Below are 26,709 nucleotides of genomic sequence, written 5' to 3'. Positions count from 1 at the left end.
CGCGATTGCCGCACGGCAATCGTGCGGCATTCGCGGGCACGGAAAGCGCTGCGAAAACCCGGCTGATCGGTGCGTCCGCTGCCTGCGCGGCAGCGGACGCCTTCGCACTTATCGGCTGATCGGCTTGTAGCGCAGACGCTTCGGACGCGCGGCTTCCTCGCCGAGGCGCTTGATCTTGTCGGCTTCGTACTCGTGGTAGTTGCCGTCGAAGAACGTGACCTGCGAGTCGCCTTCGAACGCGAGGATGTGCGTGGCGATACGGTCGAGGAACCAGCGGTCGTGCGAGATCACCATCACCGAGCCCGCGAATTCGAGCAGCGCGTCTTCGAGCGCGCGCAGCGTTTCGACGTCGAGGTCGTTCGACGGTTCGTCGAGCAGCAGCACGTTGCCGCCCGCGATCAGCGTCTTCGCGAGATGCAGACGGCCGCGCTCGCCGCCCGACAGGTTGCCGACCACCTTCTGCTGATCCGAACCCTTGAAGTTGAAGCGGCCGATATAGGCCCGCGACGGCGTTTCGTACTTGCCCACGGCGAGCACGTCCGCGCCGCCCGAGATTTCCTCGAACACGGTCTTGCTGCCGTCGAGCGCGTCGCGGCTCTGGTCCACGTAGGCGAGCTTGACAGTCGGACCTTCCACGATCTCGCCCGAATCCGGCTGCTCCTTGCCGGTGAGCATGCGAAAGAGCGTCGACTTGCCCGCGCCGTTCGGCCCGATGATGCCGACGATCGCGCCCGCCGGAATCTTGAAGCTCAGGTTGTCGATGAGGAGGCGATCGCCGTACGACTTGCTGACGTTCTTGAACTCGATGACTTCATTGCCGAGACGCTCGCCCGCCGGAATGAAGATTTCCTGCGTTTCGTTGCGCTTCTGGTATTCCTGGCTCGACAGTTCCTCGAAGCGCGCGATACGCGCCTTCGACTTCGCCTGACGGCCCTTCGGATTCTGGCGCACCCACTCCAGTTCCTTCTTGATCGCCTTCTGGCGGGCCGATTCGCTCGATTCTTCCTGCTTCAGGCGCTCTTCCTTCTGGTCGAGCCAGCTTGAGTAATTGCCCTTCCACGGGATGCCGTGGCCGCGGTCGAGTTCGAGAATCCACTCGGCGGCGTTGTCGAGGAAGTAGCGGTCGTGGGTCACGGCGACGACGGTGCCCGGGAAGCGCGTGAGAAACTGTTCGAGCCACTCGACCGATTCGGCGTCGAGGTGGTTGGTCGGTTCGTCGAGCAGCAGCATGTCGGGCTTTTCGAGCAGCAGCTTGCACAGCGCGACGCGGCGCTTCTCGCCGCCCGACAGGTTGGCGATCTTCGCGTCCCACGACGGCAGGCGCAGCGCGTCGGCGGCCACTTCGAGCTGCTGCTCGGGGCTGCCGCCGTCCGAGGACGAGAGAATCGCCTCGTATTTCGCCTGTTCGGCGGCGAGGGCGTCGAAGTCGGCATCGGGTTCCGCGTAGGCCGAGTAGATTTCGTCGAGCTTCTTCTGCGCCTGGAATACGTCGCCGAGACCGTCTTCGACCGCTTCGCGCACGGTCTTTTCCGGATCGAGCTGCGGCTCCTGGGGCAGATAGCCGATGTTGAGATTAGGCATCGGCGTGGCTTCGCCTTCGATGTCCTTGTCGACGCCGGCCATGATCTTGATGAGCGTCGACTTGCCCGAGCCGTTCAGGCCGAGCACGCCGATCTTCGCGCCCGGGAAGAACGACAGCGAGATGTCTTTCAGGATCTGGCGCTTGGGCGGCACGATTTTGCCGACCCGGTTCATGGTGAAGACGTATTGGGCCATGAGAATTCTTTTGGAAACGGGGAAAAATGGAGCGGGACGCTCGCACGTTGCTCAGACCTTATTCAGCCCTGATTCAGACGGTGCTCAGGCCTTGAGCGGCGAAACGTCCCGGCAAAGCTTTACCGTATCGAGCGGTGAGCGACACGCTCGCCAGGCGCATATACGGGTTTTGATACGGATTCGACGGCGCGACGGAATGTCGATGAATCTGTCAGCGAAGTCGTGTGCGGCTATTATCGCATCCCGGCTCGACCGTCTCCCCGGCAGGGCACGTGTAACGAACGGCTGATTGTGATTCGTTCGGATGGTACGGCGAAAAGTCGAACGAGCAGCGAAAGCAATCGATGAAGAATGCGTTTATTGACGATTGCTTCGCTGGCGTGTGTTCAACGCCGGTAGTCGCCGGTAGTCGCCGGTAGTCGCCGATCGACCCGCGTCGGCGCGGTGCTTCACACCGCTTTCACCATCGAATGGAAGAGCTGGAGCAGTTCGTCGAACTGCGTAACGAGCTCGAAACACACGAGAAACGCGAGCATCGATGCCGGCCCGGGAAAGCGCATCGCCCAGCGCAGAGCGGGCGCGGCGGTGCGTTTGCGGACCGCATCGCGCGTCATGACATAGGTGATCGCCACACCGATGGCTGCGCCCGCAATCAAATCGGTCGGGTAATGAAAGCCGAGATACGCGCGCGGCAAACAGATGAATAGCACCGTGTACAGAATCGCAATCGTGCCGATTCGCCGCCAGATAAGGAAAATCCCCATCGAAATCGCGATCCACAGCATCGCGTGATCGCTCGGAAACGAACTCCAGCTGCTCAGCGTGGCTTCGCGCAGCGACTCGGAGGCGAAATGCAGATGCAGGTCCGGGTTATAGATGGGCCGCACGCGAAACGGCAGAAAATGCGCCAGCAAACGCCCCACCGCGAGTGCGATCAGGCCGCTTGCCACCGTGGCAATCGTCATTTCACGCTGCCACTCGCGTCGCGCGCCAGGTTCGAACCAGATCCACCACAATAGCGGGATCAGCAGAAAGCCCTTGAATGTATAGAGTCCGGCAATCACCCGGATCGTGTGATTGAGCAGCGGGGCGAGATGGATTTGTGTGAGGAATCCCAGAATGACGGTATCAAAGCTGGTCATTTGTTGTGAGCCATTCCGATGATTTGATTCATGAGAGAGGCGGACGAGAATGCCAATCCGGGCCGCGTTTGATCGTATGGTTCAAATCAGCACGCATGAGTAAAGAATCGAAAGCAAGTGTAAATAGCGCGTGCGCCCGCCCGGTTAGGGGCGGAACGTTACGACAGTGCGCTTGGGGGTGTTGCCTTTCGGCGCTGTAAACGTCGGTCACACATCGTTTCGTTTTCAAACGAGGTGTGGTTCGATTGAACGCACGGCTTCGCGCCATCGCGTGGCGTCGGATGCGGAAAATCGATCCCGATCCGGTGGGAATTTGCAGCACATCGCGGTTGGATTGGGACAGCGTAAATGCTACGAAAAGGCTACGAAAAAGTTCTTCGCGGATTCCCGTGGAGGTTCGGTGATAGTGGCTGGAGTCGGCCAGTTCCGGAGATTGGGTCGCCGGCTCTGAATTGACGACAATCTGGCAAATTTCCTGAAACACCGACACATGGAGGGCGCTGGTGTCCATCAATGTCAGCGGCACGGAAGGCTACGCGGAAAATGCACAATTCCTCATCGAGCAATGGCAAGACATTTCGTTTGCGCAACACCATGCGCCCATCATGCATCTCGTTCCGATGTCACCTGCCTGCGTCCTCGACGTCGGGGCTGGTATCGGAACCGACGCTGCTGCGTTTGCGGCGATGGGGCATACGGTTGTAGCCGTCGAACCGGTGGACGCGTTGCGAGTTGCAGGAATCAGGCAGCATCCGTCTCCCCGGATTGAATGGCTGGACGATAGCCTGCCGGATCTCGCGATGCTGCGTTCGAGACGAAAAGAATTCGACTTTGTCATGCTATCCGCTGTCTGGATGCACCTTGACGAGCGCGAACGTCGGCGGGCGATGCCGAACGTCAGCGCGCTTCTGTGCGATGGCGCCATGCTGGTCATAACCCTGCGTCACGGCCCCGTTCCGGAAGGCCGACGGATGTTCGACGTTTCGGCGGTGGAGACGATTCAACTCGCGAATGCGCATGGCCTGCGAACTGTACTGGACGTCCAGACCGAATCTTTCCAGCACGGGAATCGGCGCATGGGCGTAACGTGGAGTCGCCTTGCTTTCGTCAAGGACGGTGCGCGGGGCTACCGGGAAGCTTGAACTCTCCGCACGGGTGAACGCTACCAGGAATGGCGAATGTCGGCGTCGGTTCAGCAGCCGTCTCTCCCCCTGGAATTCCGCGAAGAACCAAAAGAAAAGCCCGCGAATGCGGGCTTTCGGGGTGCGTCAAAGCGGGTGAGAAACGCTCACACCGCCATTTCAACTCAGACGTTGAACAGGAAGTTCATCACGTCGCCGTCGTGCACGACGTATTCCTTGCCTTCGGCGCGCATCTTGCCGGCTTCCTTCGAGCCTTGCTCGCCCTTGAACGAGATGAAATCGTCGAACGCGATGGTTTGCGCACGGATGAAGCCGCGCTCGAAATCCGTGTGGATCACGCCGGCCGCTTGCGGCGCCGTGTCGCCGATGTGGATCGTCCACGCGCGCACTTCCTTCACGCCCGCCGTGAAGTACGTCTGCAGGCCGAGCAGCTTGTAGCCCGCGCGGATCACGCGGTCGAGGCCCGGCTCGTCCATGCCCATGTCAGCGAGGAATGCGGCCTTGTCTTCGTCTTCGAGATCGGCGATTTCGGCTTCGATCGCCGCGCACACGGCGACGACCGGCGATTTCTCGGCTTCGGCGTACTTGCGCACGGCGTCGAGGTGCGGGTTGTTTTCGAAGCCGTCTTCCTTCACGTTCGCCACGTACATCGTCGGCTTCGCGGTGATGAGGCAGAACGGCTTGAGGAGCGCCTGTTCGTCTTCGGTGAGGCTCAGCGCGCGGACCGGCTTTGCCTGGTCGAGCTGCGCGCGCGCTTTCTCCAGCACGGCGGCCAGCTTCGCGGCTTCCTTGTCGTTGCCCGACTTCGCGGCCTTCGAGTAGCGCGTGAGCGACTTCTCGACGGTGCCGAGGTCGGCGAGCGCGAGTTCGGTGTTGATGACTTCGATGTCGGCGAGCGGATCGATCCTGCCCGCGACGTGGATCACGTTCTCGTCTTCAAAGCAGCGCACGACGTGCGTGATTGCATCGGTTTCGCGGATGTTGGCGAGGAACTGGTTGCCGAGTCCTTCGCCCTTGCTCGCACCCGCGACGAGGCCCGCGATGTCCACGAACTCGACGACGGCCGGCACGACGCGCTCGGGCTTGACGATCTCGGAGAGCTTCGCGATGCGCGGATCCGGCACTTCCACCACGCCGACATTCGGCTCGATCGTGCAGAACGGATAGTTCTCGGCGGCGATGCCCGCCTTGGTCAGGGCGTTGAACAGGGTGGACTTGCCGACGTTAGGCAAGCCGACGATGCCGCATTGGAGGCTCATGAAATTCTCTGCATATCAGGGTGGGGACGTGCGGCTCGCCGGATCGGGGCGGCCGCATTCCGCGCGGGGAGCGGCGGAGCGGGCGCAGGCGGCACGTCGGGAGAGTGACGCGGGTCACCCAAAACCGCAATTGTAACCTTCTCCGGGCGCCGCTTTGCGTGCGCACCCGTTCGCCCGGACGACAGCATGCGCCGGATGCAGCATGCGCGCCGCATTTGAGCGCCCCGTGCGGCAATGCAGCGCGTGCCGGGCGCGTGCCGGGTGTGTGCTGGGTGCGTGTTGAGGGCGCGAGCCGCCCGTGGGCCGCGCGTCGCCTGCGTGTATGCCGCAGCGGGTCCGCCGCGCGCGCCCTTCAAGGTCCCGCAGCGACGCCGCAGCCGTGCCGTCTGCGGCCCCGCAGGCCCTGCCGGCTCAGCGCTTCGGCGCCATGGCCGCAGCTATAATGCGCGGATGACAGCAACCAATCAGACTTTCGATGTCGCCGTGATCGGCGGCGGGCTTGTCGGCAAGTCGGCCGCGCTCGCGCTGACCCAGAGCGGCCTGCGCGTCGCCCTGCTTGCGCAGCCCTGCGCACCTCTTCCTGCGGGCGCCGTGTTCGACGCGCGCGTCTACGCCTTCTCGCGCAGCTCGCAGTCGCTGTTCGAGCGGCTGCGGGTCTGGCAGGCGATCGACGCCGCGCGGATCACGTCCGTCCACGACATGCGCGTGTTCGGCGATGCCGCCGCCGAGCTGCACTTCTCGGCGTATCAGGCATCCGTCGCACAACTCGCCTGGATCGTCGAATCGTCGGTCGTGGAGCGCGCACTGGATGCCGCACTGCGCTTCCAGCCCAATCTCACGTGGATCGATTCGCGCGCGCAGACGTTCGACGTCAAGCCGGACGCCGCCGTGATCGGCCTCGCCAATGGCCGCACGATCGAAGCCGACCTCGCCGTGGGCGCCGATGGCGCGCATTCGTGGGTGCGCGCGCAGATCGGCTCGGGCGTCGAGCGGCGCGAGTATCGTCAGACGGGTGTCGTCGCGAATTTCCGCGCGTCAAAACCGCACGGCGAAACGGCGCTGCAGTGGTTCCGTGACGGCGAGATCCTCGCGCTCCTGCCGCTGCCGGACCAGCATGTGTCGCTCGTCTGGTCCGCGGAAACGGATCACGCCGCGGCGCTCGTCAAGCTCGATGCGCAGCAGCTCGCAGCCGAAGTCGAGCGCGTGACGCAGCAGCAGGTCGGCACGCTCGAGTGCGTGACGCCCGCGCAGGGCTTCCCGCTCGCGCTGCAGACCGTCGACCGGCTGATCGCGCCGCGCGTCGCCCTGGTGGGCGATGCCGCGCACCTGATCCATCCGCTCGCGGGGCAGGGCGTGAACCTCGGTCTGCGCGATGTGGCGGCGCTCGTCGACGTCATCGCGGGCAAGGAAGCGTTCCGCGACCTCGGCGACACGGTGCTGCTGCGCCGCTATGAGCGCGGCCGCCGCGAGGACATCCGCAAGCTGATCGTTGCGACCGATGGTCTTCAGCGGCTGTTCTCGATTCCCGGTACGATTGCGCGTGCCGTGCGCAACACGGGCATGGCGTTCGTCGGCGGGCAACCGCTCCTCAAGCGCTGGCTCGTCGCTTCGGCACTGGGCTAGCCGCGCGCGCGGCGCTGTCGCGCGCTTGCCGCCGGGCGGCGTGGCGGGAATAGCGGTTGCCGCACGGCCCGGGCGGCTTCAGAATGGCCGAAGTGACTGAAGTGACTGAAGTGGCCGGTGTGGCAAAGGGCGGCGGCGGTGAAACGGTGCAGGCGCAACGGTCGCGCGGTACGCCGCGGCGGCCTTGCCACTCACAGAGGATAAAGGCGTGCGCGAGCCGCGCGCGGTCGAAACAGGAAGTAACTCATGCAAACGCGAATCCGGATTGCCGCGCTGATTCTGGCGGCGGCGAGCACCGTGCTCGGCTGTTCGGCGAAGGCCGATCCGGCCACCGACAAGCTGAAGGCCACGCTGCAGGCGCGTCTCGGCTCCGATACCGAGATCAAGAGCATCACGAAGGCGCCGATGGCGGGCCTCTACGAGGTGAACCTCGGCACGCAGGTCGTGTACACCGACGCAAAGGGCGACTACGTCCTGCTCGGCGACCTCGTCGACATGAAGACGGGCCGCAATCTCACCGAGGCGCGCCGCTCGGAAATCAACCGCGTCGATTTCGCGAGCCTGCCGCTCGCGAACGCGGTGAAGGTCGTGAAGGGCAACGGAAGCCGCAAGATCGCGGTGTTCTCGGACCCGTACTGCGCGTACTGCCGTCAGCTCGAAAACTCGCTGAAGTCGGTCGACAACATCACGGTCTACACGTTCCTCTACCCGATTCTCACCCCTGATTCGACGGTCAAGGCGAAGCAGATCTGGTGTTCGGCGGATCGCGGGAAGGCGTGGGAGCAGTGGATGCTCGAGCGCCGCGCGCCGACGGCTGCGGGCACCTGCAACACCACCGCCCTCGACAGCAATCTCGCGCTCGGCGAGAAGATGAACCTGACCGGCACGCCAACCGTGATTCTTGCCGATGGCCGCCGTCTGCCAGGCGCGGTCGATGCCAGCCGGCTTGAGCGCGAACTGAACGACACGCACTGAAGTCGATCCGATCCCACCGGCCGCTACTGCGGCCGGTGTTTTTTTCGGGCCAGCCATTTGAACCGGCCACGCGCGTCTGCCGCTGTTTGCCGCTGTTTGCTCTTGTATCCCTATCTGAAGCGCGTGCCCGAGGCGCGGTCCGCGACGCCCTGGCCGTTCGCGCCGCGCCGCGGGCCAGCCGCCAGGTGCGCTCCCTGAACCACCGTCACCCATCCAGCCGATGAAGCCGATCCGATACACCATCGTTCCGAAGCAACCCGCCGCACATCTGTTCGAGGTGAGCGTCACCGTCGACGATCCCGCGCCCGAGGGCCAGCGCTTCATGCTGCCCGTGTGGATTCCGGGCAGCTACATGGTGCGCGAGTTCGCGCGCAACATCGTCACACTGCGCGCATTCAACGACGCCGGCCGCAAGGTGCGCGTGACCAAGAGCGACAAGAACACGTGGCAGGTCGCGCCGGTGAAGGGCGCGCTGACGCTGCGCTACGAGGTGTATGCGTGGGATCTCTCGGTGCGCGCGGCGCATCTGGACGACACGGTCGGCTTCTTCAACGGCACGAGTGTGTTTCTCGCGGCGATCGGCCGGGAAGACGCGCAGTGCATCGTCGATATCCAGCGTCCCGGAGGCCATGCGTACCGCCACTGGCGTGTCGCGACCGCGATGACGGAGGCGCGCGGCACCAAGCGCTACGGCTTCGGCGAGTACGTTGCGTCGAGCTATGACGAGCTGGTCGACCATCCGGTGACGCTCGGCGAATTCCTGCTCGCGAGCTTCGAGGCGTACGCCGTGCCGCACGACATCGTGATTGCGGGCCGCGTGACCGGGCTCGATACCGCGCGCCTCGTCGCGGATATCAAGCGGATCTGCGAAGCGCAAATCGCGCTCTTCGAGCCGCGCACGAAACGCGCGCCGATGGAACGCTACGTGTTCATGACGCAGGCCGTGAGCGACGGCTACGGCGGGCTCGAACACCGCGCCTCGACCGCGCTCATCTGCAACCGCACCGATCTTCCCGTGAAGGGCAAGACGGAGATGAGCGAAGGCTATCGCACGTACCTCGGCCTCTGCAGCCACGAGTACTTCCACACCTGGAACGTGAAGCGCATCAAGCCGGCTGCGTTCGTGCCGTACGACCTCACGCGCGAAAACTACACGTCGCTCCTGTGGCTTTTCGAGGGCTTCACGTCGTACTACGACGATCTGATGCTCGTGCGCACTGACCTCATTTCCGCCGACGACTATTTCGGTCTCCTCGGCAAGACGGTCGGCGGCGTGCTGCGCGGCACGGGACGCCTGAAGCAGACCGTTGCGGAAAGCTCGTTCGATACGTGGATCAAGTACTACCGCCAGGACGAAAACGCGTCGAACGCCATCGTCAGCTATTACACGAAGGGCTCGCTGGTGGCGCTCGCATTCGATCTCGCGATCCGCGCGGAGACGAACAGCCGCAAATCGCTCGACGACGTGATGCGCCTCTTGTGGCAGCGCTACGGCCGCGATTTCTATCGCGGCAAGCCGGTCGGCGTGAGCGAGGAAGATGTCGAAGCGTTGATTGCCGAAGCGACCGGCGTGTGGCTCGGCAGCCTCTTTCACGGCGCGGTGAACAGCACGCGCGACTTGCCGCTCGCGGAACTGTTCGAGCCGTTCGGCGTGTCGCTCGACGGCGAGCCGGAGCGCGGCGCGAAGCCGTCGCTCGGCGCGCGTCTGCGCGGCGGCGCGGAAGCCGTGCTGTCGGTCGTCTTCGAGGGCGGCGCGGCGCAAAAGGCGGGGCTCTCGGCTGGCGACGTGCTGATGGCGCTCGACGGCCTGCGCGTGACTGGCTCGAATCTCGATAGCCTGCTTGCGCGCTATCAGCCGGGCGCGAAGGTCGAGATCCATGCGTTCCGCCGCGACGAACTGCGCGTCGCGCGGCTCACGCTCGACGCGCCGGAACGCGCGCGCTACAAGCTCGCCGCCACCGACAAGCGCACGGGACCGCGCACGTTTCGCGAGCGCTGGCTCGGCGCGTGATCGGTGCCTGAGCGGCGCGGGAAAGCACGCGCGGCGGCAAAAATCGGACAAAAGCGGCGCACGGCGTCGCTTTTTTTATGCCTGCGATCGTTCCGCTGCTGCAACAATCCGTCGTCGCCGGACTACTTTTTCGGCGTGCGGCAAATCAACACAATGGCTCCACTCGCGCAACCTTGCGCAACTGATACCCGAAGGAGCCACCATGACCACGATCCTGCAGATCAATTCCGCCGCCCGCTCGCAAGGCGCGCAGTCGACGCTGCTCGCCAACGAACTGACGACCCGTTTGCAACAATCGAACCCCGGTTCGAAAGTCGTCTCGCGCAACCTGCAAGCCGAGCCGCTGCCGCACCTGGACGACGCCATCCTCGGCGCGTTCTTCACGCCGGCCGAGCAGCGCACGCCCGAGCAGCAGGCCATCGCCGCACGCAGCGAAGCGCTGATTGCGGAACTGCAGGCCGCGGACATCGTCGTGATCGGCGCGCCGCTGTACAACTTCGGCATCTCGTCGCAGCTCAAGACCTACTTCGACTGGATCGCACGTGCCGGCGTCACGTTCCGTTATACCGCGAACGGTCCGGAAGGTCTCGTGAAGGGCAAGAAGGTGTACGTGGTTTCGGCGCGCGGCGGCAAGTATCAAGGCACGCCGAACGACACCCAGACGCCGTACCTGAAGACGTTCCTCGGCTTCCTCGGCATGACCGACGTGAACTTCATCTACGCCGAAGGCCTGAACCTCGGGCAGGAAGCCGCGAGTGCCGCGCTCGCGAGTGCACGCGAGGCGATTGCCGCCGCGTAAGCCGTGTCCGGTTCGGCGCATCGTCCTCGGGACGCGTGCGCTACCAGGCAAGACTCAAAGCAAAAACGCCACGAATGCGGTTTTCGTGGCGTTTTCTTTTATGCGCGCGCTTCGGAAAGGTCCTGCGCTTGCGGCTTCAGGCGAGTACTTCGGCCTTGTCGGGCAGACGCCAGTCGATCGCCGTGCGGCCCTGCAATTCGAGGTACGCGTTGGCCTGCGCGAAATGCCCGCAGCCGAGAAAACCGCGATGCGCGGAAAGCGGTGACGGATGCGGCGCTTCCAGCACGCAATGCGCGCGGCCTTCGACGAGCGCGCGCTTGGCCTGCGCGTGTGCGCCCCACAGCATGAACACGAGATGTTCGTGGCGCGTGGCGAGTTCGTGGATCAGCGTGTCGGTGCAGCGCTCCCAGCCGCGCTTCGCGTGGCTCGCGGCATTCGCGCGCTCGACGGTTAGCACCGTGTTGAGCAGCAGCACGCCCTGGCGCGCCCACGCGTCCAGGCAGCCGTGCTCCGGCGCAACGATCCCGAGGCTCGCCGCGATCTCCTTGAAAATATTGCGCAGCGATGGCGGCGGCCGCACACCGGGCGGCACCGAAAACGCGAGTCCGTGCGCCTGCGGCGTGCCGCGATCCTCGCCGTGGTACGGGTCCTGGCCGAGGATCACGACTTTCACGTCGTCGGGCGAGGTGAGGCGCAGCGCGCGAAACACGTCGGCGGGGTAGACGGTCTTGCCCGCGGCGCGCTCTTCATCGACGAAACGGCAAAGCGGCGTGCAGGCGTCGCTGGCTAGAAACGGCTGCAGCAAATCGCGCCACGCGGCGGGCAGGGCGTCGAACTGGTCTTCCAGGCGCTCTGCGGGCGCGGGTGCTGCGGGAGAAGTCGGCATGGTCCGGGTTTTCGTTGTTTTCGTTGTTTTCGTTGTTTGCGGTGTTTGCCTTGTTTCCGTTGATTTGGGCGCAGCGGCGGGGACGGGCATCGGCTGGTCGTCGTCGAATAGCGAGAACAGCGAAATCTGACGCGGATCGACCTCGGGTGCCTGCATGTCGTCGCGTGCGGCCTGCGAGGGTTCGGTGACGAGATCGTCGAAGAGCGAGGCCTGCACCGGAGCCGCCGCGCGGGAGCGTTTCGTGGAAGTCATGGGCGGCAAGTGTCGCAGCAAACGCGCGGTGATTCAATGCAGCGAAAAAAGGGGGCAATGTGGGGGCAGCGCACGGCGGCGGCGCAAATCTGAATCGCCCCACGCACCGCGCTCAATTTTCGCGTAGCCGATATCCGCGTTGCGCCTTGCTGATGTTCTCGGGCGAGAGCCCGGGCAGTTCGGCTGTGAGTTGCGCGGCGAGCTTGTGCAACGCGGCTTCATCTCCGGCCTTCAGTTCCAGTTCGATTTCGCAGATTGGCGTGCGGCGTGTTTCGCCGTTCACGTTCGCGGTGATTTCGCCCTGGTCGACGGCCGCCTCGATTTGCGCGTCATCGACTGCCAGCATCCACAGCGTGCGCGTGAAATCGGTGCGAAAGAGGGCGATTAATTCCGAAGCCGCATCGGCCAGCGCCGTCGCAACATCCGCGACGCCCGCATCGTCGCACTCGCGCAGGAGCCGCGCGGTTTCGAGCGCCTCGCCCGCCACCGGCATTTCCCACTCGTGCCGCGCGTGCAGGCCGTTTTGCGCGACGCCGGCCGTCTTGAACGTCTGCAGCCAGCCATCCGGCGTGCGCCGCAGCCGCAGCGCGCTTTTCGCGCGCGCGAGCGTCAGCGCCGGGGTGTCGAAGTAGATGTTCTCCAGCCGCACCGCGCGGCCCGCCGTGCCTGCGCGCGACGCGAAGAGCCTGAGCGCCGCATCCACCGCGTCGCGCGGCAGCGCGAGCTTGATTTCCCGCTCGATGGCCATGTCCGGATTCCGTCCTCAGAAGAACATGCGGGCGAGTTCGACGCCCGGCTGCTCCGCGCGCATGAACGCCTCGCCGACCAGGAACGTATGCACGTTCAGCGCGCGCATCTTCTCGACATCGGCGCGCGAAAGAATGCCCGACTCGGTCACGATGATGCGGTCGTCCGGCACGTCTTCGAGCATGTCGATCGTCGTTTGCAGCGTCGTTTCGAAGGTGCGCAGATTGCGGTTGTTGATGCCGATGAGCGGCGTCTTCAGCGTGAGCGCGTGGTCGAGTTCGTCGCGGTTGTGCACTTCGACGAGAACCGCGAGCCCGAGCGAATGGGCGTACGCTTCGAGCTCGCGCATCTGGCCCGGATCGAGCGCGGCGGCGATCAGCAGGATCGCGTCGGCGCCCATCGCGCGCGCTTCGAGGATCTGATACGCGTCGACGATGAAGTCCTTGCGCAGCACGGGCAGCGTGCACGCGGCGCGCGCCGCTTCGAGATACGCGGCGCTGCCCTGGAAGAACTGCACGTCGGTGAGCACGGAGAGGCATGCCGCGCCGTGCTGCGCGTAGGAGCGCGCGATGTCGGCGGGGACGAAGTGCTCGCGCAGCACGCCCTTCGATGGGCTCGCCTTCTTCACTTCGGCGATCACGGCCGCCTCGCCGTTCGCGTGTTTTGCACGCAGCGCGCCGACGAAGTCACGCAGATCGCGCGACGACGCTTCGAGGCGCAGGGCTTCGAGCGGCGCGCTCTCTTCGGCGGCGCGCACTTCTTCGCGCTTGACCGCGATGATCTTTTCGAGGATGTCGCTCATGGTGTTTCCGTCATTCGTACCGGTATCGGCGTGTGAATTCAGCGTTTGAACTGTCGCGTGAAGCGTACCAGTTCGTCGATCTTGGCGCGGGCGCGCCCGCTTGCGATGGTCTCGCGCGCGAGCTGGATGCCGTCGGCGATCGACGCCGTCACGTCCGCCGAATAGAGCGCCGTGCCCGCGTTCAGCGCCACGATTTCGCGCGCGACGCCCGGCTCGTTCGACAGCGCGCCGAGCAGCAGCGTCTTCGATTCGTCGGCGTTTTCCACCTTCAGCGTGCGGTTCGACACCATCTGCAGGCCGAAGTCCTCGGGATGGATTTCGTACTCGTGCACGGCGCCGTCCTTCAGTTCGCCGACGAGCGTCGACGCGCCGAGCGAGACCTCGTCCATGCCGTCCTTGCCGTACACGACGAGCACGTGTTTCGCGCCGAGGCGCTGCATCACGCGCACCTGGATGCCGACCAGATCCGGGTGGAACACGCCCATCAGCTGATTGGGCGCACCGGCGGGATTCGTGAGCGGGCCGAGGATGTTGAAGATCGTGCGCACGCCGAGTTCGCGGCGCACGGCGGCGATGTTCTTCATCGCCGGATGATGGTTCGGCGCGAACATGAAGCCCATGCCCGTTTCGGCAATCGAGGCGGCCACCTGGTCGGGCTGCAGGTCGATGTTCACGCCGAGCGCTTCGAGTACGTCCGCGCTGCCCGATTTGCTCGATACACCGCGGTTGCCGTGCTTGGCGACCTTCGCGCCCGCGCCCGCGGCGACGAACATCGCCGCCGTCGAGATGTTGAACGTCTGCGAGCCGTCGCCGCCCGTGCCGACGATGTCGACGAAGTTCGAGTTGTCCTTCACTTCGACGTGGTTCGCGAACTCGCGCATCACGGTGGCGGCGGCGGCGATCTCGCCGATGGTTTCCTTCTTCACGCGCAAGCCCGTGATGATGGCGGCCGAGAGCACCGGCGAAAGCTCGCCGCGCATGATGAGACGCATGAGATGCAGCATCTCGTCGTGGAAGATCTCGCGGTGCTCGATCGTACGCTGCAGCGCTTCCTGCGGGGTAATCATGGTGTCGTCTCCGAGCTTATGCATCGCGTACGGCTCCAGCGCGCTTCGATTGCTTGAGGAAATTCTCGAGGAGCGCGTGGCCGTGTTCCGAGAGGATCGATTCAGGATGGAACTGCACGCCTTCGACGGCAAGCTCGCGATGGCGTACGCCCATGATCTCGCCGTCCTCGGTCCACGCGGAGATTTCGAGGCAGTCGGGCAGCGATTCGCGCTCGATGGCGAGTGAGTGATAGCGCGTCACGCTGAAGTGCTTCGGCAGATCGGCGAATACGCCCTTGCAGTCGGTTTCGATCTGGCTCACCTTGCCGTGCATGATGGTCTTCGCGCGCACGACGCGTCCGCCGAACGCCTCGCCGATGGCCTGATGGCCGAGGCACACGCCGAGAATCGGAATCCGGCCGGAGAATTCGCGCAGCACGCCGAGCGTGATGCCCGCATGCTGCGGGTTGCTCGGGCCCGGCGAAAGACAGATGCGCTCGGGATTCAGGCGGGCGATGTCGTCGAGGGTGATTTCGTCGTTGCGATACGTGTGGACGTCTTCGCCGAGTTCGCCGAAGTACTGGACGATGTTGTAGGTAAACGAATCGTAGTTGTCGATCATGAGCAACATGGTCTATCTCCGCTCAGAAGTCGCTGTCGAGGCCGTCCTGCACCTGCTCGGCGGCGCGCAGCACGGCGCGCGCCTTGTTTTCGGTTTCCTGCCATTCGGACTCGGGCACCGAATCCGCGACGATGCCCGCGGCGGCCTGCACATACAGATTGCCGTTGTGGATGAGGCCGGTGCGGATCGCAATCGCCAGATCCATCTCGCCGTTGAACGAGAGGTAGCCGACCGCGCCGCCGTAGAGCCCGCGCTTCACGGGTTCGAGTTCGTCGATCAGTTCCATCGCGCGCACCTTCGGCGCGCCTGAGAGCGTGCCTGCCGGGAACGTCGCGCGCAGCACGTCGAAGTTGTTCATGCCGGGCTTGAGCGTGCCTTCGACCGAACTCACGATGTGCTGAACGTGCGAGTACTTCTCGATGATCATCTTGTCGGTCACGGCGACCGAGCCGATCTGCGCGATGCGGCCCACGTCGTTGCGCGCGAGGTCGATCAGCATGACGTGCTCGGCGATTTCCTTCGGATCGTTCAGCAGTTCGGTGGCGAGTTCGGCGTCGCGCTCGGGCGTGTTGCCGCGCGGGCGGGTGCCCGCGAGCGGACGGATCGTGACGATGCGGTCTTCGCCGCGCTGTTCCTGGCGCACGAGAATTTCCGGCGACGCACCGACGACGTGGAAATCGCCGAAGTTGTAGTAGTACATGTACGGCGACGGATTGAGCGAGCGCAGCGCGCGATAGAGCGACAGCGGATTGTCGCGATACGGCTTCGTGAGGCGCTGGCCGACCTGCACCTGCATCAGTTCGCCCGCGGCGATGTATTCCTTCGCGCGGCGCACGGCGGCGAGGTAATCGTCCTTCGCGAACTCGCGGAAGATCTCGGTGCGCACGCTCGACGACGTGACTGGCGGCTGCACGGTCGTGCGCAGGCGCTGCTTCAGTTCGCGCAGGCGCTGCTTCGCTTTCGTGTAGGCCTCTGGGGTCTGCGGATCGGCGTAGACGATCAGATAGAGCTTGCCCGCGAGGTTGTCGATCACGGCGACCTCCTCGGTGAGAAGCAACTGGATGTCGGGCAGGCCGAGATCGTCGGGCGGCGCGGTATCGGCGAGCTTTTTCTCGATATAGCGCACCGCGTCATAGCCGAAGTAGCCCGCGAGGCCGCCGCAAAAACGCGGCAGGCCGGGGCGCTGCGCGACCTTGAAGCGCGCCTGGAACTGCGCGATGAATTCGAGCGGATCGCCCTCGTGCGTTTCGATCACCTGCTCGTCGCGCACGACTTCGGAGACGCCGTTGCGCGCCCGGATCAACGCGCGCGCGGGCAGGCCGATGAACGAATAGCGGCCGAACCGCTCGCCGCCCACCACCGATTCGAGCAGGAACGAGTTCGCGCCTGCGCGTTCGGGCTGGGCGAGCTTCAGATAGAGCGAGAGCGGCGTTTCGAGATCGGCGAGCGCTTCGGCGATCAACGGGATGCGGTTGTAACCCTCGTTGGCGAGGGACTGGAATTCGAGTTCGGTCATGTTCCGATCCTTCCTGTTCGTGCGGCCGGTCGCGGCGCTGAAGGGCGCGGCGGACAGGCGCGATGGCGACTGGTTCGAGTGCCTTGGTGCTGCGTTTGGGTTGCTGCGGGGCTGCTGTGAGGTTGCCGTAGGGTTGCCGTGGGGTTGCCATCAGGCCGCTTTTTGGCGCTGCGCTCGCTCGCGATCCCGGCGCCGAATAAGAAGGCGCCGATGTGCGGATGTTACTCGACGTCCAGGACAGGCGCGACGTCGCCGTCTTGCGCTCTCCGCCCCGCCGGACAAAGCGATGCGACACGCAAGCACGACCAACGCCAGCGGCCCGTGAGCCCGCAGGTGAGTTACCGCAACAGTCTGAAAACGAGATATGCGCGAAAGCGCAGCGAAATAAAAAACGGTGCTGAAGACGGAACGACACGGTGCTTCAGCGAACCTCGGCAGAGGTTAGCGCGACCAGCGACGCCAGGGCCAGGCTCCCCGGTCGATGCTGCCCAGACTCCGTTTTTTATTGAGAAACATGAGGAAAGGTGACGGTCAGTTGATCACTTAGGTCAGAAGATTGTGTGCTGCGACCGCCTTGGCGGCGTCGAGCAGCGTGGCAACTATACCATCCGATTTTATTTGTTGTACAGGCTGGCCGTGGTTATAGCCGTAGGGCACCGTGAGCGTCGCCATGCCCGCCGCGCGGCCCGCGATCGCGTCGTTCTCCGAATCGCCGATCGCCACGGCCGCCTGCGGCGCCACGCCGAGCCGCGCGCAGGCTGTGAGCATCGGCAGCGGGTCGGGTTTTTTCTTCGGCGTGCTGTCGCCGCCGAGCACGGCCTCGAAATACTGCGAGAGGCCGTATTGCTCCAGCAGTTCGACGGCGAAGCGATGCGGCTTGTTCGTCACGCACACGAGCCGCACGCCCGCGTCGCGCAGCGCGGCGAGGCCCGCAACGACGTCCGGATACAGGCGCGTGTGCTGTCCGTTGATCTTTGCGTACTCGTCCTGGTAGAGCGCGAGGGCTTCCTCGAAGCGCGACTGGGCGTCGTCGGCGGGCAGGCGCTGCGCGAGCACGCTGCGGATCAGATGCTCCGAGCCCTTGCCGACAAAGCCCATCACTTCCTCGCGCGTCGTCTCCTCGGCGTCGATCTGGGCAAGCATGCCGTTCAGGCCCGCCGCGAAGTCGTCGGCGGTGTCGACCATCGTGCCGTCGAGGTCGATCAGCGCGGCCTCGATACGCGGCGCGGCGAGAACGATTGGTGCGCTTATCGGTGCGCTTGTCGGCGTGCTTGTCGGCGCTTTCATTGCGCGGCGCTCACCGTGGCGAGCTGTGCGCGCATCTGGTCGATCACGGCCTTGTAGTCGGGCTTGCCGAAGATCGCCGAGCCCGCGACGAAGGCGTCCGCGCCCGCCGCCGCGATTTCGGCGATGTTGTCGACCTTCACGCCGCCGTCGACCTGCAGATGGATCTCGCGGCCGATGCGCGCCGTGTAGGCGTCGATTTTCGCGCGCGCCTCGCGCAGCTTGTTGAACGCTTCGGGAATGAACGACTGGCCGCCAAAGCCCGGATTCACCGACATGATCAGCACGAGGTCGAGCTTGTCCATGACGTGATCGATGTAGTTGAGCGGCGTGGCCGGGTTGAACACGAGCCCCGCCTTGCAGCCGTGGTCGCGGATCAGCGAGAGCGTGCGGTCGACGTGATCCGAGCCTTCGGGATGGAAGCTGATCAGGTTGGCGCCGGCCTTTGCGAAATCGGGCACGATGCGGTCGACGGGGCGCACCATCAGATGGACGTCGATCGGCACGTCGACGTGCGGGCGGATCGCCTCGCACACGAGCGGGCCAATGGTGAGGTTCGGCACGTAATGGTTGTCCATCACGTCGAAGTGGATCCAGTCGGCGCCCGCTGCGACGACGTTGCGGACCTCCTCGCCAAGACGCGAGAAGTCGGCGGACAGGATGCTGGGGGCGATGTGGAATTGCGTCATGGCGAAGTCGGAGGCGGACAGAAAAGCGTTATTTTACCGTTACATGCGTGCGTGACCGACGCCGCTGCGCAACGCCGGCCAGGTGCGCGGCGGCACGCGCGGCTGCCGGGCGCGCGGTGTGCGCCGCTGTGTACACGTTTGTATGCACGGTTGCGGCTGCCCGCCGCATGAAGCAGAATGCGAAACCAGAGCCCGATGCGGGAGATGCCCGCGCCGCCTGGGTGCGCGGGGCTGGCGGAACTTCGCTCCATGCGTGGTCCCGCGTTACCGACCGGAATCAGGATGAGCCAGTATCAATTCAGCGTGACCTCGCAGGTGCGCTACCTGCCCGACGAATCGGACCCGGAACGCCGGCAGTACGCGTTCGCCTACACGCTGACCATCCGCAACACCGGCCAGGTGAGCGCGCAGTTGATCGCGCGCCACTGGATCATCACCGACAGCGAAAACCATGTGCAGGAAGTGAAGGGGCTCGGCGTGGTCGGGCACCAGCCGCTGCTCAAGCCCGGCGAGCAGTTCGAATACACGAGTTGGGCCGTGATTGCCACGCCCGTCGGCACGATGGGCGGCGAGTACTTTTGTGTCGCCGAGGATGGCGAGCGCTTCGAGGCGCCCGTTGCCGAATTCGTCCTGCGCATGCCGCGCACGCTGCATTGAGCCCGCGCGCGCGTGGACCGTCTCCTAATCCTGACGCCGGTCGTGCGCGGAGCGCTTTTTCCTGCCCGATGCAGTCCACACAACGATGAAAATCAGCAGGAAAAGCGCGAGCAATGCTTCCAGGCCAAACATGAGCATCGGATATTCGTCGAGCAGATCAGACATGGCGGCATCCCGTAAGAGCAGACATTGTATGCGAGCTTCGATGAGCGCCTGGGCGCTCGCATTGACGCGCAATCGCGGGCTGACGCCCGGGTTCGGTGCGGAGCATGATGGGCCTGATGTGGCGGATGTGGCGGATGTGGCGGATGTGACGGATGTGACGGATGTGACGGATGTGACGGATGTGCCCCGGCGGCACGCCAGCCCGCAGCGGGGTTTTGCAGGTTTCGCGGGTTTTGCGCGCCTCGGCGCGTGGATCGGCGGTGCAGCGCTTGCCGTGTTGCTCGCGTCTTGCGGCGGCCCGGGCTACGTGCGGACTTCGCCGCCGGGCGGTGCGGCCGCCGTGCCTCCCCAGATCGCCACCGAGCGCCTCACGCCGGTTGCCTGGCAGCAGGTGCCGGGCTGGCAGGACGATTCGCTGATCGGCGCCGCCGCCGCGTTGCGGGCGAACTGCACGCGCCTCGCGCGCGATCGGCGCTGGCTACGCGCGTGCGCCGCGGCCTCCGAACTCGACGATCTCGACGCAGCAAGCGCGCGCACATTCTTCGAAACCTATTTCACGCCGTTCCAGTTCGCCAACAGCGACGGCACACTCGACGGTTTGGTCACTGGCTATTACGAGCCGTTGTTGCACGGCTCGCGCGTGCGTCGCGGCATTTATCAGACCGCGCTTTATCGCTGGCCTTCCGGCTATCGCGCGGGCGCCGCGCTGCCGCCGCGCGCGCAGCTCGAGCGCTCGGGCGTGCTCAATGGCAACGAGCTTGTCTGGGTCGACGATCCGATCGAAGCGTTCTTCCTGCAGGTGCAGGGCTCGGGCCGGATTCTGATGGAGGACGGCAGCGTGATGCGCGTCGGCTTCGGCGGAACCAACAACCAGCCGTACCGTTCGATCGGCAAGTGGCTGCTCGATCGCGGCGAACTCACGCCCGCGCAGGCGACGATGCAGGGCATCAAGGCCTGGGCACGCGCGAATCCGTCGCGTGTCGATGCGCTGCTCGACACGAATCCGCGTTTCGTCTTTTTCCGCGAAATGCCGGGCGCAGAGAGCGCGCCACAAGGCGGCGCCGATGGTCCGATCGGCGCGCTCGGCGTGCCGCTGACGCCGGAGCGATCCATCGCGGTGGATCCGTCGGCGATTCCGCTCGGCACGCCGGTCTTCCTGCAGACGACGCGACCGCTCACGAATACGCCGCTTAACCGCCTCGTGTTCGCACAGGACACGGGCACGGCGATCAAGGGTGGCGTGCGCGCCGACTACTTCTGGGGCCTCGGCGACGATGCCGGCGATCTGGCCGGCAAGATGAAGCAGGGCGGCCGCATGTGGCTGCTGTTCCCGAATTCCTGAGCGTGTCGCAATCGGATGCAACGGAGAGCCGGCGTATGCCGGCTTTTTTCGTTGGATACGGCCTCGAAGAAGGGCTTAAAGGGCTTAAAGGGCTTAAAGGGCTTAAAGGGCTTAAAGGGCTTACCTCGGGGGTTCACTTCGGGCTCACTTCGGGCGCTTGTCGATGACGCGGCGCGCCTTGCCGACCGACCGCTCGATGCCGTTGACCTCCAGCACCTCTACGATTGCCGTTACGCCGATCAACGCCTTGATGTCGTGCGCGAGCGCCTTGCGCGCGATTTCGAGCGCGGCGCCGTCGGGAGCGCTCTCGGGGCACGGTTCCACGTTGAGCGTCATCACGTCGAGCGGCCCGTCCTTCGTGAGGACGATCTGATAGTAGGGCGCGAGCGTGTGCTGCCGGAGCAGCAGCTCTTCGATCTGCGTCGGGAACAGGTTCACGCCGCGGATGATCAGCATGTCGTCCGAGCGGCCCGTGACCTTCTCCATGCGGCGCATGGTGCGCGCCGTGCCCGGCAAAAGACGCGTGAGGTCGCGCGTGCGGTAACGGATGACGGGCAGCGCCTCCTTCGTGAGCGACGTGAACACCAGCTCGCCGAATTCGCCGTCGGGCAGAACTTCGCCCGTTTCCGGATCGACGATCTCGGGGTAGAAGTGGTCTTCCCAGATCGTCGGGCCATCGCGGGTTTCGGCGCACTCCGCCGCGACGCCCGGGCCCATGACTTCCGATAAGCCGTAGATGTCGAGCGCGGCGATGCCGACGCGTTTCTCGATGACGGCACGCATCTCGTTCGTCCACGGCTCGGCGCCGAAGATGCCGAGGCGCAGCGAACAACTCGCCGGATCCATACCCTGGCGCTCCATTTCGTCGGCGATGGCGAGCATGTAGCTCGGCGTCACCATGATGATGTCGGGACGGAAGTCCTGGATCAGCTGAACCTGTTTCTCGGTCTGGCCGCCGCCGAACGGGATCACGGTGAGTCCGGCGCGCTCGGCGCCGTAGTGCGCGCCGAGGCCGCCGGTGAAGAGACCGTAGCCGTAGCTCACATGGACCTTGTCGCCGGGCCGCGCGCCCGCCGCGCGCACCGAGCGTGCGACGAGGTTGGCCCAGGTGTCGATATCGCGTGCGGTGTAGCCGACCACGGTCGGCTTGCCGGTCGTGCCCGAGGACGCGTGGATGCGCGCGATCCGCTCCTGTGGGACGGCGAACATCCCGAACGGATAGCTGTCCCGCAGATCCTGCTTGGTCGTGAACGGAAAGCGCGCGAGATCGGCGAGCGACTGCAACTGCGATGGATGCACGCGCGCTTCATCGAATTTGCGACGATAGACCGGCGAATTCTCGTACGCGTGATTCAGCGACCATTTCAGACGTTCGAGCTGAAGCGTCGCAAGTTCGTCGCGGCCGGCCGTTTCGATTGCTTCGAGCGGCAGCGTCTGTGTCATCGGTATCTCCTGAGCCTTCGGTGCGCTGCTGGGTGAAGTGGCTGGATGCTTCGGTTGGGTGAATGTAGAACCGGGTGAGAAAACCCGGCTTACTCGGCTACCGGAATGACGTTGCCGCGAATCTGCGCGGACTTGCCTCTGAAGAGCGCAACAATCTCGCCCGCCTGGTTCGTCACGCTGATGTCGTAGATGCCGTTGCGTCCCGAGAGGATCTGCTCGACGGCTTCGGCGGTCAGGACGTCGCCGGGCTGGACCGGGCGGAGGAACTCGATCGAACAGCCGGCTGCAACGGTGTTGATGTTGTACGAATTGCAGGCGAACGCGAACGCCGAATCGGCGAGCGTGAAAATCAGGCCGCCATGGCAAATCTGATGGCCGTTCAGGAACTCGGGCCGCACGGTCATGGAAAGGCGTGCGTAGCCTGCGCGGACTTCCAGCAGTTCGATGCCGAGCGCGCGCGAGCAGGTGTCTGCGTCGTACATGGCTTGCGCGGTGGCGCGTGCGAGTTCATCGGGCGTCATGGCGGCGGGCAAGGCGTGTGGCATGGCCAGTGGTTTGGATTGTGGCGAGGACATGTCAGCGGCCCTCGAAGCGCGGTGCGCGCTTTTCGATGAACGCCCGAACCCCTTCGGCGTAGTCGTGCGAGGCACCGAGTTCACGCTGGAGATCGCGTTCGAGATCGAGTTGCTGCTCGAGCGTCTGCGAGGCCGAGGCGCGCATCGCTTCGCGCGTGGCGACGATGGCGCGCGTCGGCTGCTTCGCGAGCTGCGCGGCGAGCGCGGCGGCGGATGGCGCGAGTTCGGCGTCGTCGGTTACTTGCCAGACGAGGCCCCAGCTTTCCGCTTTCTCGGCGGACAGGCGCTCACCCGTCATCGCGAGGCCGAGTGCGCGCGCCATACCGACGCGCTTCGGCAGGAACCACGTTCCACCCGAATCGGGCACGAGGCCGATTTTGACGAATGCCTGAATGAAGCTCGCCGAGCGTGCGGCGAGCACGATGTCACAGGCCAGTGCGAGATTCGCGCCCGCGCCGGCCGCGGTGCCGTTGACGGCGGCGATGACGGGCATTGGCAGCGCCTGCAAATGTTTGATCAGCGGATTGAAGTGCTCGTCGATCAACGCGCCGAGGTCGGTCATCGCGCCAGGCGTGAAGTCGAGGTCGGCGAGATCCTGGCCTGCGCAGAAGCCGCGGCCTGCGCCGGTCAGCACCAGCGCACGTGCGCCAGTGGCGACGACTTCGTCGAGCGCCATCGCGAGTTCGCGATGCATGGCGCGTGTGAAGCTGTTGAGCTTGTCCGGACGGTTCAGCGTGATCGTTGCGACGTGCGCGGCAGCGTCGGTTTCGACACGGATCGCATCGTAGGGCATCGGGTCTCTCCTTTTCTCCTGAGGCCGCCGCGTGATGCGCACGGCGGCGGGTCGGTGCTGCACGTTCGTATCAGAGGCGTTGGATGGCGAGGGCGATCCCCCGGCCGACGCCGATACACATCGTGATTAGACGGGATGAGAGAGCCGGGCGCCATTAGGCCGGACGGCATATGCCGTTCAGCCAGCTGCAACCGGTGCGGCTTTGGGTTCAGTATGGACGCGGCTTTGAACCACGCGGAAGCGGTTCGCCACGAATGCGGCGTCGGCCAGCGCGGCGTTCGCGGCGGGGTTCGCGCCGGTGCCGTGGAAGTCGGAGAACGCCGCCGACTGGTTGACGAACACGCCACCCGTCAAGTTGATCGAGAGCGCCACGCTGCCCGTGATCGCAGCTTCATGGGCGGCGTCGACTACGGCATCGTCGGTGCTATAGACGGAAAGCGTCAGTGCGCCGTGATCCCGCGCAATCGAGCCGGCCAGTGCGAGCGACTGCGCGGTCGAATCGGTGGCGATGACGAACGAGATTGGGCCGAACCATTCGCGCGTGAACAATGCAGCGTCGCGCGCAGCGTCGAGTGACAGCACGAGCGGCGTGCGTACGCGCGCGCTGGCGAATTGGGGATGTTCGAGCGTCTGGCTGTCGGCGAGTACGGGGCCGAGCTTGCGCGCCTCATCGATACGCGTTGTGACGCTTTCGTTCTGGATCGCGCCGAGCACCTCGACGGCGCGGACCGGATCGGCCACGAACTTCTGGACTGCACCGGCAATCGCCTGGGCTACCGCTTCGAAGCTGACGTGACCTTCGGTCGTGCGGATGCCGTCGCGCGGGACATAGATATTCTGGGGCGCCGTGCACATCTGGCCCGAGTAGAGCGAGAGCGAGAAGGCAATGTTGCGCGCGACGGCCTTCAGGTCGTCCGCGGAGTCGATCACGATCTGATTGACGCCCGCTTTCTCCGTGTACACCTGCGCCTGATGCGCATGCTGTTCGAGCCAGTCGCCGTTCTGCGTGCTGCCAGTGAAGTCGATCAGCTTGATTTCGGGGCGCCGTGCGAGCGCCTGGACCAGTGCGCCGTCGTTGGGATCGGTGGCAAGCAGTGTGACCACGTTCGGATCGAAGCCCGCTTCGCGCAGCACGTCGCGCGAAATGCGCACGGTGATCGCAAGCGGCAGGATCGCACCCGGGTGCGGCTTGACGATGACGGTGTTGCCCGTAGCCAGATCGGCGAAGAGGCCGGGGTAGCCGTTCCATGTCGGAAACGTGCAGCAGCCGAGCACGAGGCCGGTGCCGCGCGGCACGACCATGTAGCGCTTGTGCATCGCGAGCGGCGGGTTCTTGCCCTGCGGCTTTTCCCAGTGCGCGTCAGCCGGGATGCGGCGCAACTGGTCCCAGGCGTACGCGATGGCTTCGAGCGCGCGGTCCTGGGCGTGCGGGCCGCCGGCCTGGAACGCCATCATGAAGGCCTGGCCGGTGGTGTGCATCACGCTATAAGCGATTTCGAAGCTTGCACGGTTCAGGCGCTCGAGGATTTCGAGGCTGACGCCCACCCAGGCCTGCGGGCCCGCGGCGCGCCAGTCGCGCCGGGCCTTCTCGGCCGCGGCGATGAGCTGGTCGGGCGTCGACTTCGGATAGCGTGCGCCAAGCGCGAAACCGAACGGTGACGCTTCTCTGCCGACGGTTTCGCCGGTCGTCGGCTGGTCGAGTTCGAAGGTACGGTTCAGGTGTGCCTTGAACGCGGCTTCACCGTCGGCGCTGGCTGTTTCCCCGTACACTTTCGGGCTGGGTATCTCGGAAAACGGGCTCCAGTAGCCGCGGGTCTCGATGGCGGCAACCGCCGTTTGCAGCACGGTTTCGTGTTTGGCGAACAACGGATTGGTCATGGCGCAGGCAGAAGAAAAATTGGATGGAACCTGCGCCGATTCATTAACCGACCGGTTGGTTGGCAAATGTTAGCATTAGTCAAAATTTGGCGTAAAAAATTTTTCGAACGACTTTTCTTTCGTGGAAGGAGGGGGTATGGGGTACGAGAATATTTTGGTTGAGACACGCGGCAAGGTCGGCCTGATCACGCTCAATCGGCCGAAGGCGCTGAACGCGCTGAACGACGCGCTGATGGACGAGCTCGGTGCTGCGCTGAAGTCGTTCGACGCCGACGAGGCGATTGGAGCGATCGTTATCACGGGCAGCGAAAAGGCGTTCGCTGCCGGTGCCGACATCGGCATGATGGCGAACTACACATTCATGGACGTCTACAAGGGCGACTACATCACGCGCAACTGGGAGACGATTCGCTCGATTCGCAAGCCGGTCATCGCTGCGGTTGCGGGTTTTGCGCTGGGCGGCGGCTGCGAGCTGGCGATGATGTGCGACATGATTTTTGCGGCTGACACGGCGAAGTTCGGCCAGCCGGAAATCAAGCTTGGTGTGATTCCGGGCGCGGGTGGAACGCAGCGCTTGCCGCGCGCGGTATCGAAAGCGAAGGCGATGGACCTGTGCCTTACGGCGCGCATGATGGATGCGAGCGAGGCGGAGCGCGCCGGACTTGTGTCGCGTGTGATTCCTGCCGCCGACCTGCTTGATGAGGCCATTGCAGCGGCCACCATTATTTCCGGCCACTCGCTTGCGGCGGTGATGATGGCGAAAGAGGCGGTGAACCGCGCGTACGAGACGACGCTTGCAGAAGGGGTGCACTTCGAGCGCCGCATGTTCCACGCGCTCTTTGCGACGGAAGATCAGAAGGAAGGGATGGCGGCGTTTATCGAAAAACGCAAGCCGGTCTTCACGAACAAGTAAGTCCGAGGATTACACCGCCGCTCCGCGGCGGCGGTGGCGACCGAAAATTTTTCTCCGCGCCCCCCTTGCGCGATGGGGGTGGAGGGCGGTAAGATTCGCCCCCTTCGCAGTACGGACGTGATGAAACAGGCGTCCGGGCAGCGGAGGCCGCCGCAGAAACGGGCGGCGCGGAGTCAGCAGCTTTTGGGCAGCGATGCAAAAAAGGGGTTGACGAAGCGAAAAAGATTCTTCATAATCTCGTTTCTCTGCTGCTGACGCAGCGACGCAGAAAACGCCGGGTAGTAAGAAGTTTTACGGCGGTTCCAGCGAACGATCTTTAAAAATTTACAGCCGATAAGTGTGGGCGCTTGATGCGGTAAGCGACCCCGGCGC

Annotated in this window: 26 protein-coding genes; 8 read left to right on the top strand and 18 right to left on the bottom strand. The window is 64.7% G+C overall.

Features of this window, described 5'->3' with window-relative positions:
• Nucleotides 1–108 precede the first annotated feature (108 nt).
• From ettA to ACFPTO_RS09390, 3 genes are all read right to left on the bottom strand, one after another.
• The gene (gene ettA / locus ACFPTO_RS09400) at nt 109–1,776 is read right to left on the bottom strand and encodes an energy-dependent translational throttle protein EttA (RefSeq protein WP_377711052.1); all 1,668 of its coding nucleotides are present in this window, start codon (nt 1,774–1,776) and stop codon (nt 109–111) included.
• Between the two features lie 449 nt (nt 1,777–2,225).
• Nucleotides 2,226–2,918 (bottom strand): phosphatase PAP2 family protein, encoded by a 693-nt coding sequence (locus ACFPTO_RS09395; RefSeq protein WP_377711051.1) that lies wholly within the window; start codon nt 2,916–2,918, stop codon nt 2,226–2,228.
• 28 nt (nt 2,919–2,946) lie between these two features.
• Nucleotides 2,947–3,429, bottom strand: coding sequence for a hypothetical protein (locus ACFPTO_RS09390; RefSeq protein WP_377711049.1), 483 nt, complete (start codon nt 3,427–3,429; stop codon nt 2,947–2,949).
• On the opposite strand from ACFPTO_RS09390, the gene ACFPTO_RS09385 reads away from it, so the two are divergent.
• The gene (locus ACFPTO_RS09385) at nt 3,422–4,060 is read left to right on the top strand and encodes a class I SAM-dependent methyltransferase (RefSeq protein ID WP_377711048.1); all 639 of its coding nucleotides are present in this window, start codon (nt 3,422–3,424) and stop codon (nt 4,058–4,060) included. The genes ACFPTO_RS09390 and ACFPTO_RS09385 overlap by 8 nt on opposite strands.
• 164 nt (nt 4,061–4,224) lie before the next feature.
• Here ACFPTO_RS09385 and ychF read toward each other — a convergent pair whose 3' ends face one another.
• Complete coding sequence (gene ychF, locus ACFPTO_RS09380) at nt 4,225–5,319, bottom strand: redox-regulated ATPase YchF (RefSeq protein ID WP_377711047.1); 1,095 nt, start codon at nt 5,317–5,319, stop codon at nt 4,225–4,227.
• 450 nt (nt 5,320–5,769) lie between these two features.
• Here ychF and ACFPTO_RS09375 point away from each other — a divergent pair, with 450 nt between their 5' ends.
• The 4 genes from ACFPTO_RS09375 (at nt 5,770) to ACFPTO_RS09360 (ending at nt 10,727) form a co-directional block, all read left to right on the top strand.
• Nucleotides 5,770–6,942: a UbiH/UbiF family hydroxylase gene (locus ACFPTO_RS09375; protein WP_377711046.1), complete on the top strand. Its 1,173-nt coding sequence runs from the start codon at nt 5,770–5,772 to the stop codon at nt 6,940–6,942.
• A 246-nt stretch (nt 6,943–7,188) separates the two neighbouring features.
• Nucleotides 7,189–7,917, top strand: coding sequence for a DsbC family protein (locus tag ACFPTO_RS09370; protein WP_377711045.1), 729 nt, complete (start codon nt 7,189–7,191; stop codon nt 7,915–7,917).
• Nucleotides 7,918–8,137: 220 nt separating this feature from the next.
• Nucleotides 8,138–9,928, top strand: a complete 1,791-nt coding sequence (locus tag ACFPTO_RS09365; RefSeq protein ID WP_377711044.1) for a M61 family metallopeptidase — start codon at nt 8,138–8,140, stop codon at nt 9,926–9,928.
• A gap of 202 nt (nt 9,929–10,130) precedes the next feature.
• The gene (locus ACFPTO_RS09360) at nt 10,131–10,727 is read left to right on the top strand and encodes an FMN-dependent NADH-azoreductase (RefSeq protein WP_377711042.1); all 597 of its coding nucleotides are present in this window, start codon (nt 10,131–10,133) and stop codon (nt 10,725–10,727) included.
• Nucleotides 10,728–10,863: 136 nt separating this feature from the next.
• Here the strand turns inward: ACFPTO_RS09360 and ACFPTO_RS09355 are convergent, their stop codons facing one another.
• The 8 genes from ACFPTO_RS09355 to rpe form a co-directional block, all read right to left on the bottom strand.
• A complete protein-coding gene (locus tag ACFPTO_RS09355; RefSeq protein ID WP_377711065.1) occupies nt 10,864–11,613 on the bottom strand; it encodes a uracil-DNA glycosylase in 750 nt (249 codons plus the stop codon).
• 364 nt (nt 11,614–11,977) lie between these two features.
• Nucleotides 11,978–12,613, bottom strand: a complete 636-nt coding sequence (locus ACFPTO_RS09350) for a CYTH domain-containing protein (protein WP_377711041.1) — start codon at nt 12,611–12,613, stop codon at nt 11,978–11,980.
• 15 nt (nt 12,614–12,628) lie between these two features.
• Nucleotides 12,629–13,414 carry an indole-3-glycerol phosphate synthase TrpC gene (gene trpC / locus ACFPTO_RS09345; RefSeq protein WP_377711040.1) on the bottom strand — a complete coding sequence of 262 codons (786 nt, stop codon included), beginning with the start codon at nt 13,412–13,414 and terminating at the stop codon, nt 12,629–12,631.
• A 38-nt stretch (nt 13,415–13,452) separates the two neighbouring features.
• On the bottom strand, nt 13,453–14,481 hold the full coding sequence (trpD, locus tag ACFPTO_RS09340; protein WP_377711039.1) for an anthranilate phosphoribosyltransferase: 1,029 nt from the start codon (nt 14,479–14,481) through the stop codon (nt 13,453–13,455).
• 16 nt (nt 14,482–14,497) lie between these two features.
• Nucleotides 14,498–15,091 (bottom strand): aminodeoxychorismate/anthranilate synthase component II, encoded by a 594-nt coding sequence (locus tag ACFPTO_RS09335; protein WP_296663139.1) that lies wholly within the window; start codon nt 15,089–15,091, stop codon nt 14,498–14,500.
• A gap of 13 nt (nt 15,092–15,104) precedes the next feature.
• Nucleotides 15,105–16,598 (bottom strand): anthranilate synthase component I, encoded by a 1,494-nt coding sequence (gene trpE / locus ACFPTO_RS09330; RefSeq protein WP_377711038.1) that lies wholly within the window; start codon nt 16,596–16,598, stop codon nt 15,105–15,107.
• 543 nt (nt 16,599–17,141) lie between these two features.
• Nucleotides 17,142–17,885, bottom strand: a complete 744-nt coding sequence (locus ACFPTO_RS09325) for a phosphoglycolate phosphatase (protein WP_377711036.1) — start codon at nt 17,883–17,885, stop codon at nt 17,142–17,144.
• Nucleotides 17,882–18,571, bottom strand: a complete 690-nt coding sequence (gene rpe, locus ACFPTO_RS09320) for a ribulose-phosphate 3-epimerase (protein WP_377711035.1) — start codon at nt 18,569–18,571, stop codon at nt 17,882–17,884. Before rpe ends, ACFPTO_RS09325 begins: the two co-directional genes overlap by 4 nt.
• 282 nt (nt 18,572–18,853) lie before the next feature.
• Here rpe and apaG point away from each other — a divergent pair, with 282 nt between their 5' ends.
• The gene (gene apaG, locus ACFPTO_RS09315) at nt 18,854–19,228 is read left to right on the top strand and encodes a Co2+/Mg2+ efflux protein ApaG (protein WP_296663130.1); all 375 of its coding nucleotides are present in this window, start codon (nt 18,854–18,856) and stop codon (nt 19,226–19,228) included.
• A gap of 24 nt (nt 19,229–19,252) precedes the next feature.
• On the opposite strand, the gene ACFPTO_RS09310 is transcribed toward apaG, so the two are convergent.
• The gene (locus ACFPTO_RS09310; protein ID WP_293040802.1) at nt 19,253–19,393 is read right to left on the bottom strand and encodes a hypothetical protein; all 141 of its coding nucleotides are present in this window, start codon (nt 19,391–19,393) and stop codon (nt 19,253–19,255) included.
• A gap of 28 nt (nt 19,394–19,421) precedes the next feature.
• Between ACFPTO_RS09310 and mltA the strand changes: the two genes are divergently transcribed.
• Nucleotides 19,422–20,735 (top strand): murein transglycosylase A, encoded by a 1,314-nt coding sequence (gene mltA, locus ACFPTO_RS09305; RefSeq protein WP_377711034.1) that lies wholly within the window; start codon nt 19,422–19,424, stop codon nt 20,733–20,735.
• Between the two features lie 144 nt (nt 20,736–20,879).
• On the opposite strand, the gene paaK is transcribed toward mltA, so the two are convergent.
• The 4 genes from paaK to paaN form a co-directional block, all read right to left on the bottom strand.
• On the bottom strand, nt 20,880–22,178 hold the full coding sequence (gene paaK, locus ACFPTO_RS09300) for a phenylacetate--CoA ligase PaaK (protein ID WP_377711032.1): 1,299 nt from the start codon (nt 22,176–22,178) through the stop codon (nt 20,880–20,882).
• Nucleotides 22,179–22,267: 89 nt separating this feature from the next.
• Nucleotides 22,268–22,753, bottom strand: a complete 486-nt coding sequence (gene paaI / locus ACFPTO_RS09295) for a hydroxyphenylacetyl-CoA thioesterase PaaI (RefSeq protein ID WP_377711031.1) — start codon at nt 22,751–22,753, stop codon at nt 22,268–22,270.
• 1 nt (nt 22,754) lies between these two features.
• Nucleotides 22,755–23,546: a 2-(1,2-epoxy-1,2-dihydrophenyl)acetyl-CoA isomerase PaaG gene (gene paaG / locus ACFPTO_RS09290; RefSeq protein ID WP_377711029.1), complete on the bottom strand. Its 792-nt coding sequence runs from the start codon at nt 23,544–23,546 to the stop codon at nt 22,755–22,757.
• A 177-nt stretch (nt 23,547–23,723) separates the two neighbouring features.
• Nucleotides 23,724–25,424: a phenylacetic acid degradation protein PaaN gene (paaN, locus tag ACFPTO_RS09285; protein ID WP_377711028.1), complete on the bottom strand. Its 1,701-nt coding sequence runs from the start codon at nt 25,422–25,424 to the stop codon at nt 23,724–23,726.
• A 136-nt stretch (nt 25,425–25,560) separates the two neighbouring features.
• Between paaN and ACFPTO_RS09280 the strand changes: the two genes are divergently transcribed.
• Nucleotides 25,561–26,337, top strand: a complete 777-nt coding sequence (locus ACFPTO_RS09280) for an enoyl-CoA hydratase (RefSeq protein ID WP_377711026.1) — start codon at nt 25,561–25,563, stop codon at nt 26,335–26,337.
• A 173-nt stretch (nt 26,338–26,510) separates the two neighbouring features.
• Here the strand turns inward: ACFPTO_RS09280 and ACFPTO_RS09275 are convergent.
• Nucleotides 26,511–26,709: hypothetical protein (locus tag ACFPTO_RS09275; protein WP_377711024.1), on the bottom strand; the 199-nt coding region annotated here is incomplete at its 5' end.

Origin of the sequence: Paraburkholderia denitrificans (assembly GCF_042655705.1) — a bacterium.
Classification (GTDB): domain Bacteria; phylum Pseudomonadota; class Gammaproteobacteria; order Burkholderiales; family Burkholderiaceae; genus Paraburkholderia; species Paraburkholderia denitrificans.
The sequence above is the reverse complement of the archived record's forward strand: the minus strand, read 5'-3'. Positions and strand labels throughout refer to the sequence as shown.

What these genes read in the sequence shown, in the direction of transcription:
- ettA (WP_377711052.1), bottom strand. Translation starts at nt 1,776, where the DNA reads ATGGCCCAATACGTCTTCACCATGAACCGGGTCGGCAAAATCGTGCCG.
- ACFPTO_RS09395 (WP_377711051.1), bottom strand. Translation starts at nt 2,918, where the DNA reads ATGACCAGCTTTGATACCGTCATTCTGGGATTCCTCACACAAATCCAT.
- ACFPTO_RS09390 (WP_377711049.1), bottom strand. Translation starts at nt 3,429, where the DNA reads ATGGACACCAGCGCCCTCCATGTGTCGGTGTTTCAGGAAATTTGCCAG.
- ychF (WP_377711047.1), bottom strand. Translation starts at nt 5,319, where the DNA reads ATGAGCCTCCAATGCGGCATCGTCGGCTTGCCTAACGTCGGCAAGTCC.
- ACFPTO_RS09375 (WP_377711046.1), top strand. Translation starts at nt 5,770, where the DNA reads ATGACAGCAACCAATCAGACTTTCGATGTCGCCGTGATCGGCGGCGGG.
- ACFPTO_RS09370 (WP_377711045.1), top strand. Translation starts at nt 7,189, where the DNA reads ATGCAAACGCGAATCCGGATTGCCGCGCTGATTCTGGCGGCGGCGAGC.
- ACFPTO_RS09365 (WP_377711044.1), top strand. Translation starts at nt 8,138, where the DNA reads ATGAAGCCGATCCGATACACCATCGTTCCGAAGCAACCCGCCGCACAT.
- ACFPTO_RS09360 (WP_377711042.1), top strand. Translation starts at nt 10,131, where the DNA reads ATGACCACGATCCTGCAGATCAATTCCGCCGCCCGCTCGCAAGGCGCG.
- ACFPTO_RS09355 (WP_377711065.1), bottom strand. Translation starts at nt 11,613, where the DNA reads ATGCCGACTTCTCCCGCAGCACCCGCGCCCGCAGAGCGCCTGGAAGAC.
- ACFPTO_RS09350 (WP_377711041.1), bottom strand. Translation starts at nt 12,613, where the DNA reads ATGGCCATCGAGCGGGAAATCAAGCTCGCGCTGCCGCGCGACGCGGTG.
- trpC (WP_377711040.1), bottom strand. Translation starts at nt 13,414, where the DNA reads ATGAGCGACATCCTCGAAAAGATCATCGCGGTCAAGCGCGAAGAAGTG.
- trpD (WP_377711039.1), bottom strand. Translation starts at nt 14,481, where the DNA reads ATGATTACCCCGCAGGAAGCGCTGCAGCGTACGATCGAGCACCGCGAG.
- ACFPTO_RS09335 (WP_296663139.1), bottom strand. Translation starts at nt 15,091, where the DNA reads ATGTTGCTCATGATCGACAACTACGATTCGTTTACCTACAACATCGTC.
- trpE (WP_377711038.1), bottom strand. Translation starts at nt 16,598, where the DNA reads ATGACCGAACTCGAATTCCAGTCCCTCGCCAACGAGGGTTACAACCGC.
- ACFPTO_RS09325 (WP_377711036.1), bottom strand. Translation starts at nt 17,885, where the DNA reads ATGAAAGCGCCGACAAGCACGCCGACAAGCGCACCGATAAGCGCACCA.
- rpe (WP_377711035.1), bottom strand. Translation starts at nt 18,571, where the DNA reads ATGACGCAATTCCACATCGCCCCCAGCATCCTGTCCGCCGACTTCTCG.
- apaG (WP_296663130.1), top strand. Translation starts at nt 18,854, where the DNA reads ATGAGCCAGTATCAATTCAGCGTGACCTCGCAGGTGCGCTACCTGCCC.
- ACFPTO_RS09310 (WP_293040802.1), bottom strand. Translation starts at nt 19,393, where the DNA reads ATGTCTGATCTGCTCGACGAATATCCGATGCTCATGTTTGGCCTGGAA.
- mltA (WP_377711034.1), top strand. Translation starts at nt 19,422, where the DNA reads ATGCGAGCTTCGATGAGCGCCTGGGCGCTCGCATTGACGCGCAATCGC.
- paaK (WP_377711032.1), bottom strand. Translation starts at nt 22,178, where the DNA reads ATGACACAGACGCTGCCGCTCGAAGCAATCGAAACGGCCGGCCGCGAC.
- paaI (WP_377711031.1), bottom strand. Translation starts at nt 22,753, where the DNA reads ATGTCCTCGCCACAATCCAAACCACTGGCCATGCCACACGCCTTGCCC.
- paaG (WP_377711029.1), bottom strand. Translation starts at nt 23,546, where the DNA reads ATGCCCTACGATGCGATCCGTGTCGAAACCGACGCTGCCGCGCACGTC.
- paaN (WP_377711028.1), bottom strand. Translation starts at nt 25,424, where the DNA reads ATGACCAATCCGTTGTTCGCCAAACACGAAACCGTGCTGCAAACGGCG.
- ACFPTO_RS09280 (WP_377711026.1), top strand. Translation starts at nt 25,561, where the DNA reads ATGGGGTACGAGAATATTTTGGTTGAGACACGCGGCAAGGTCGGCCTG.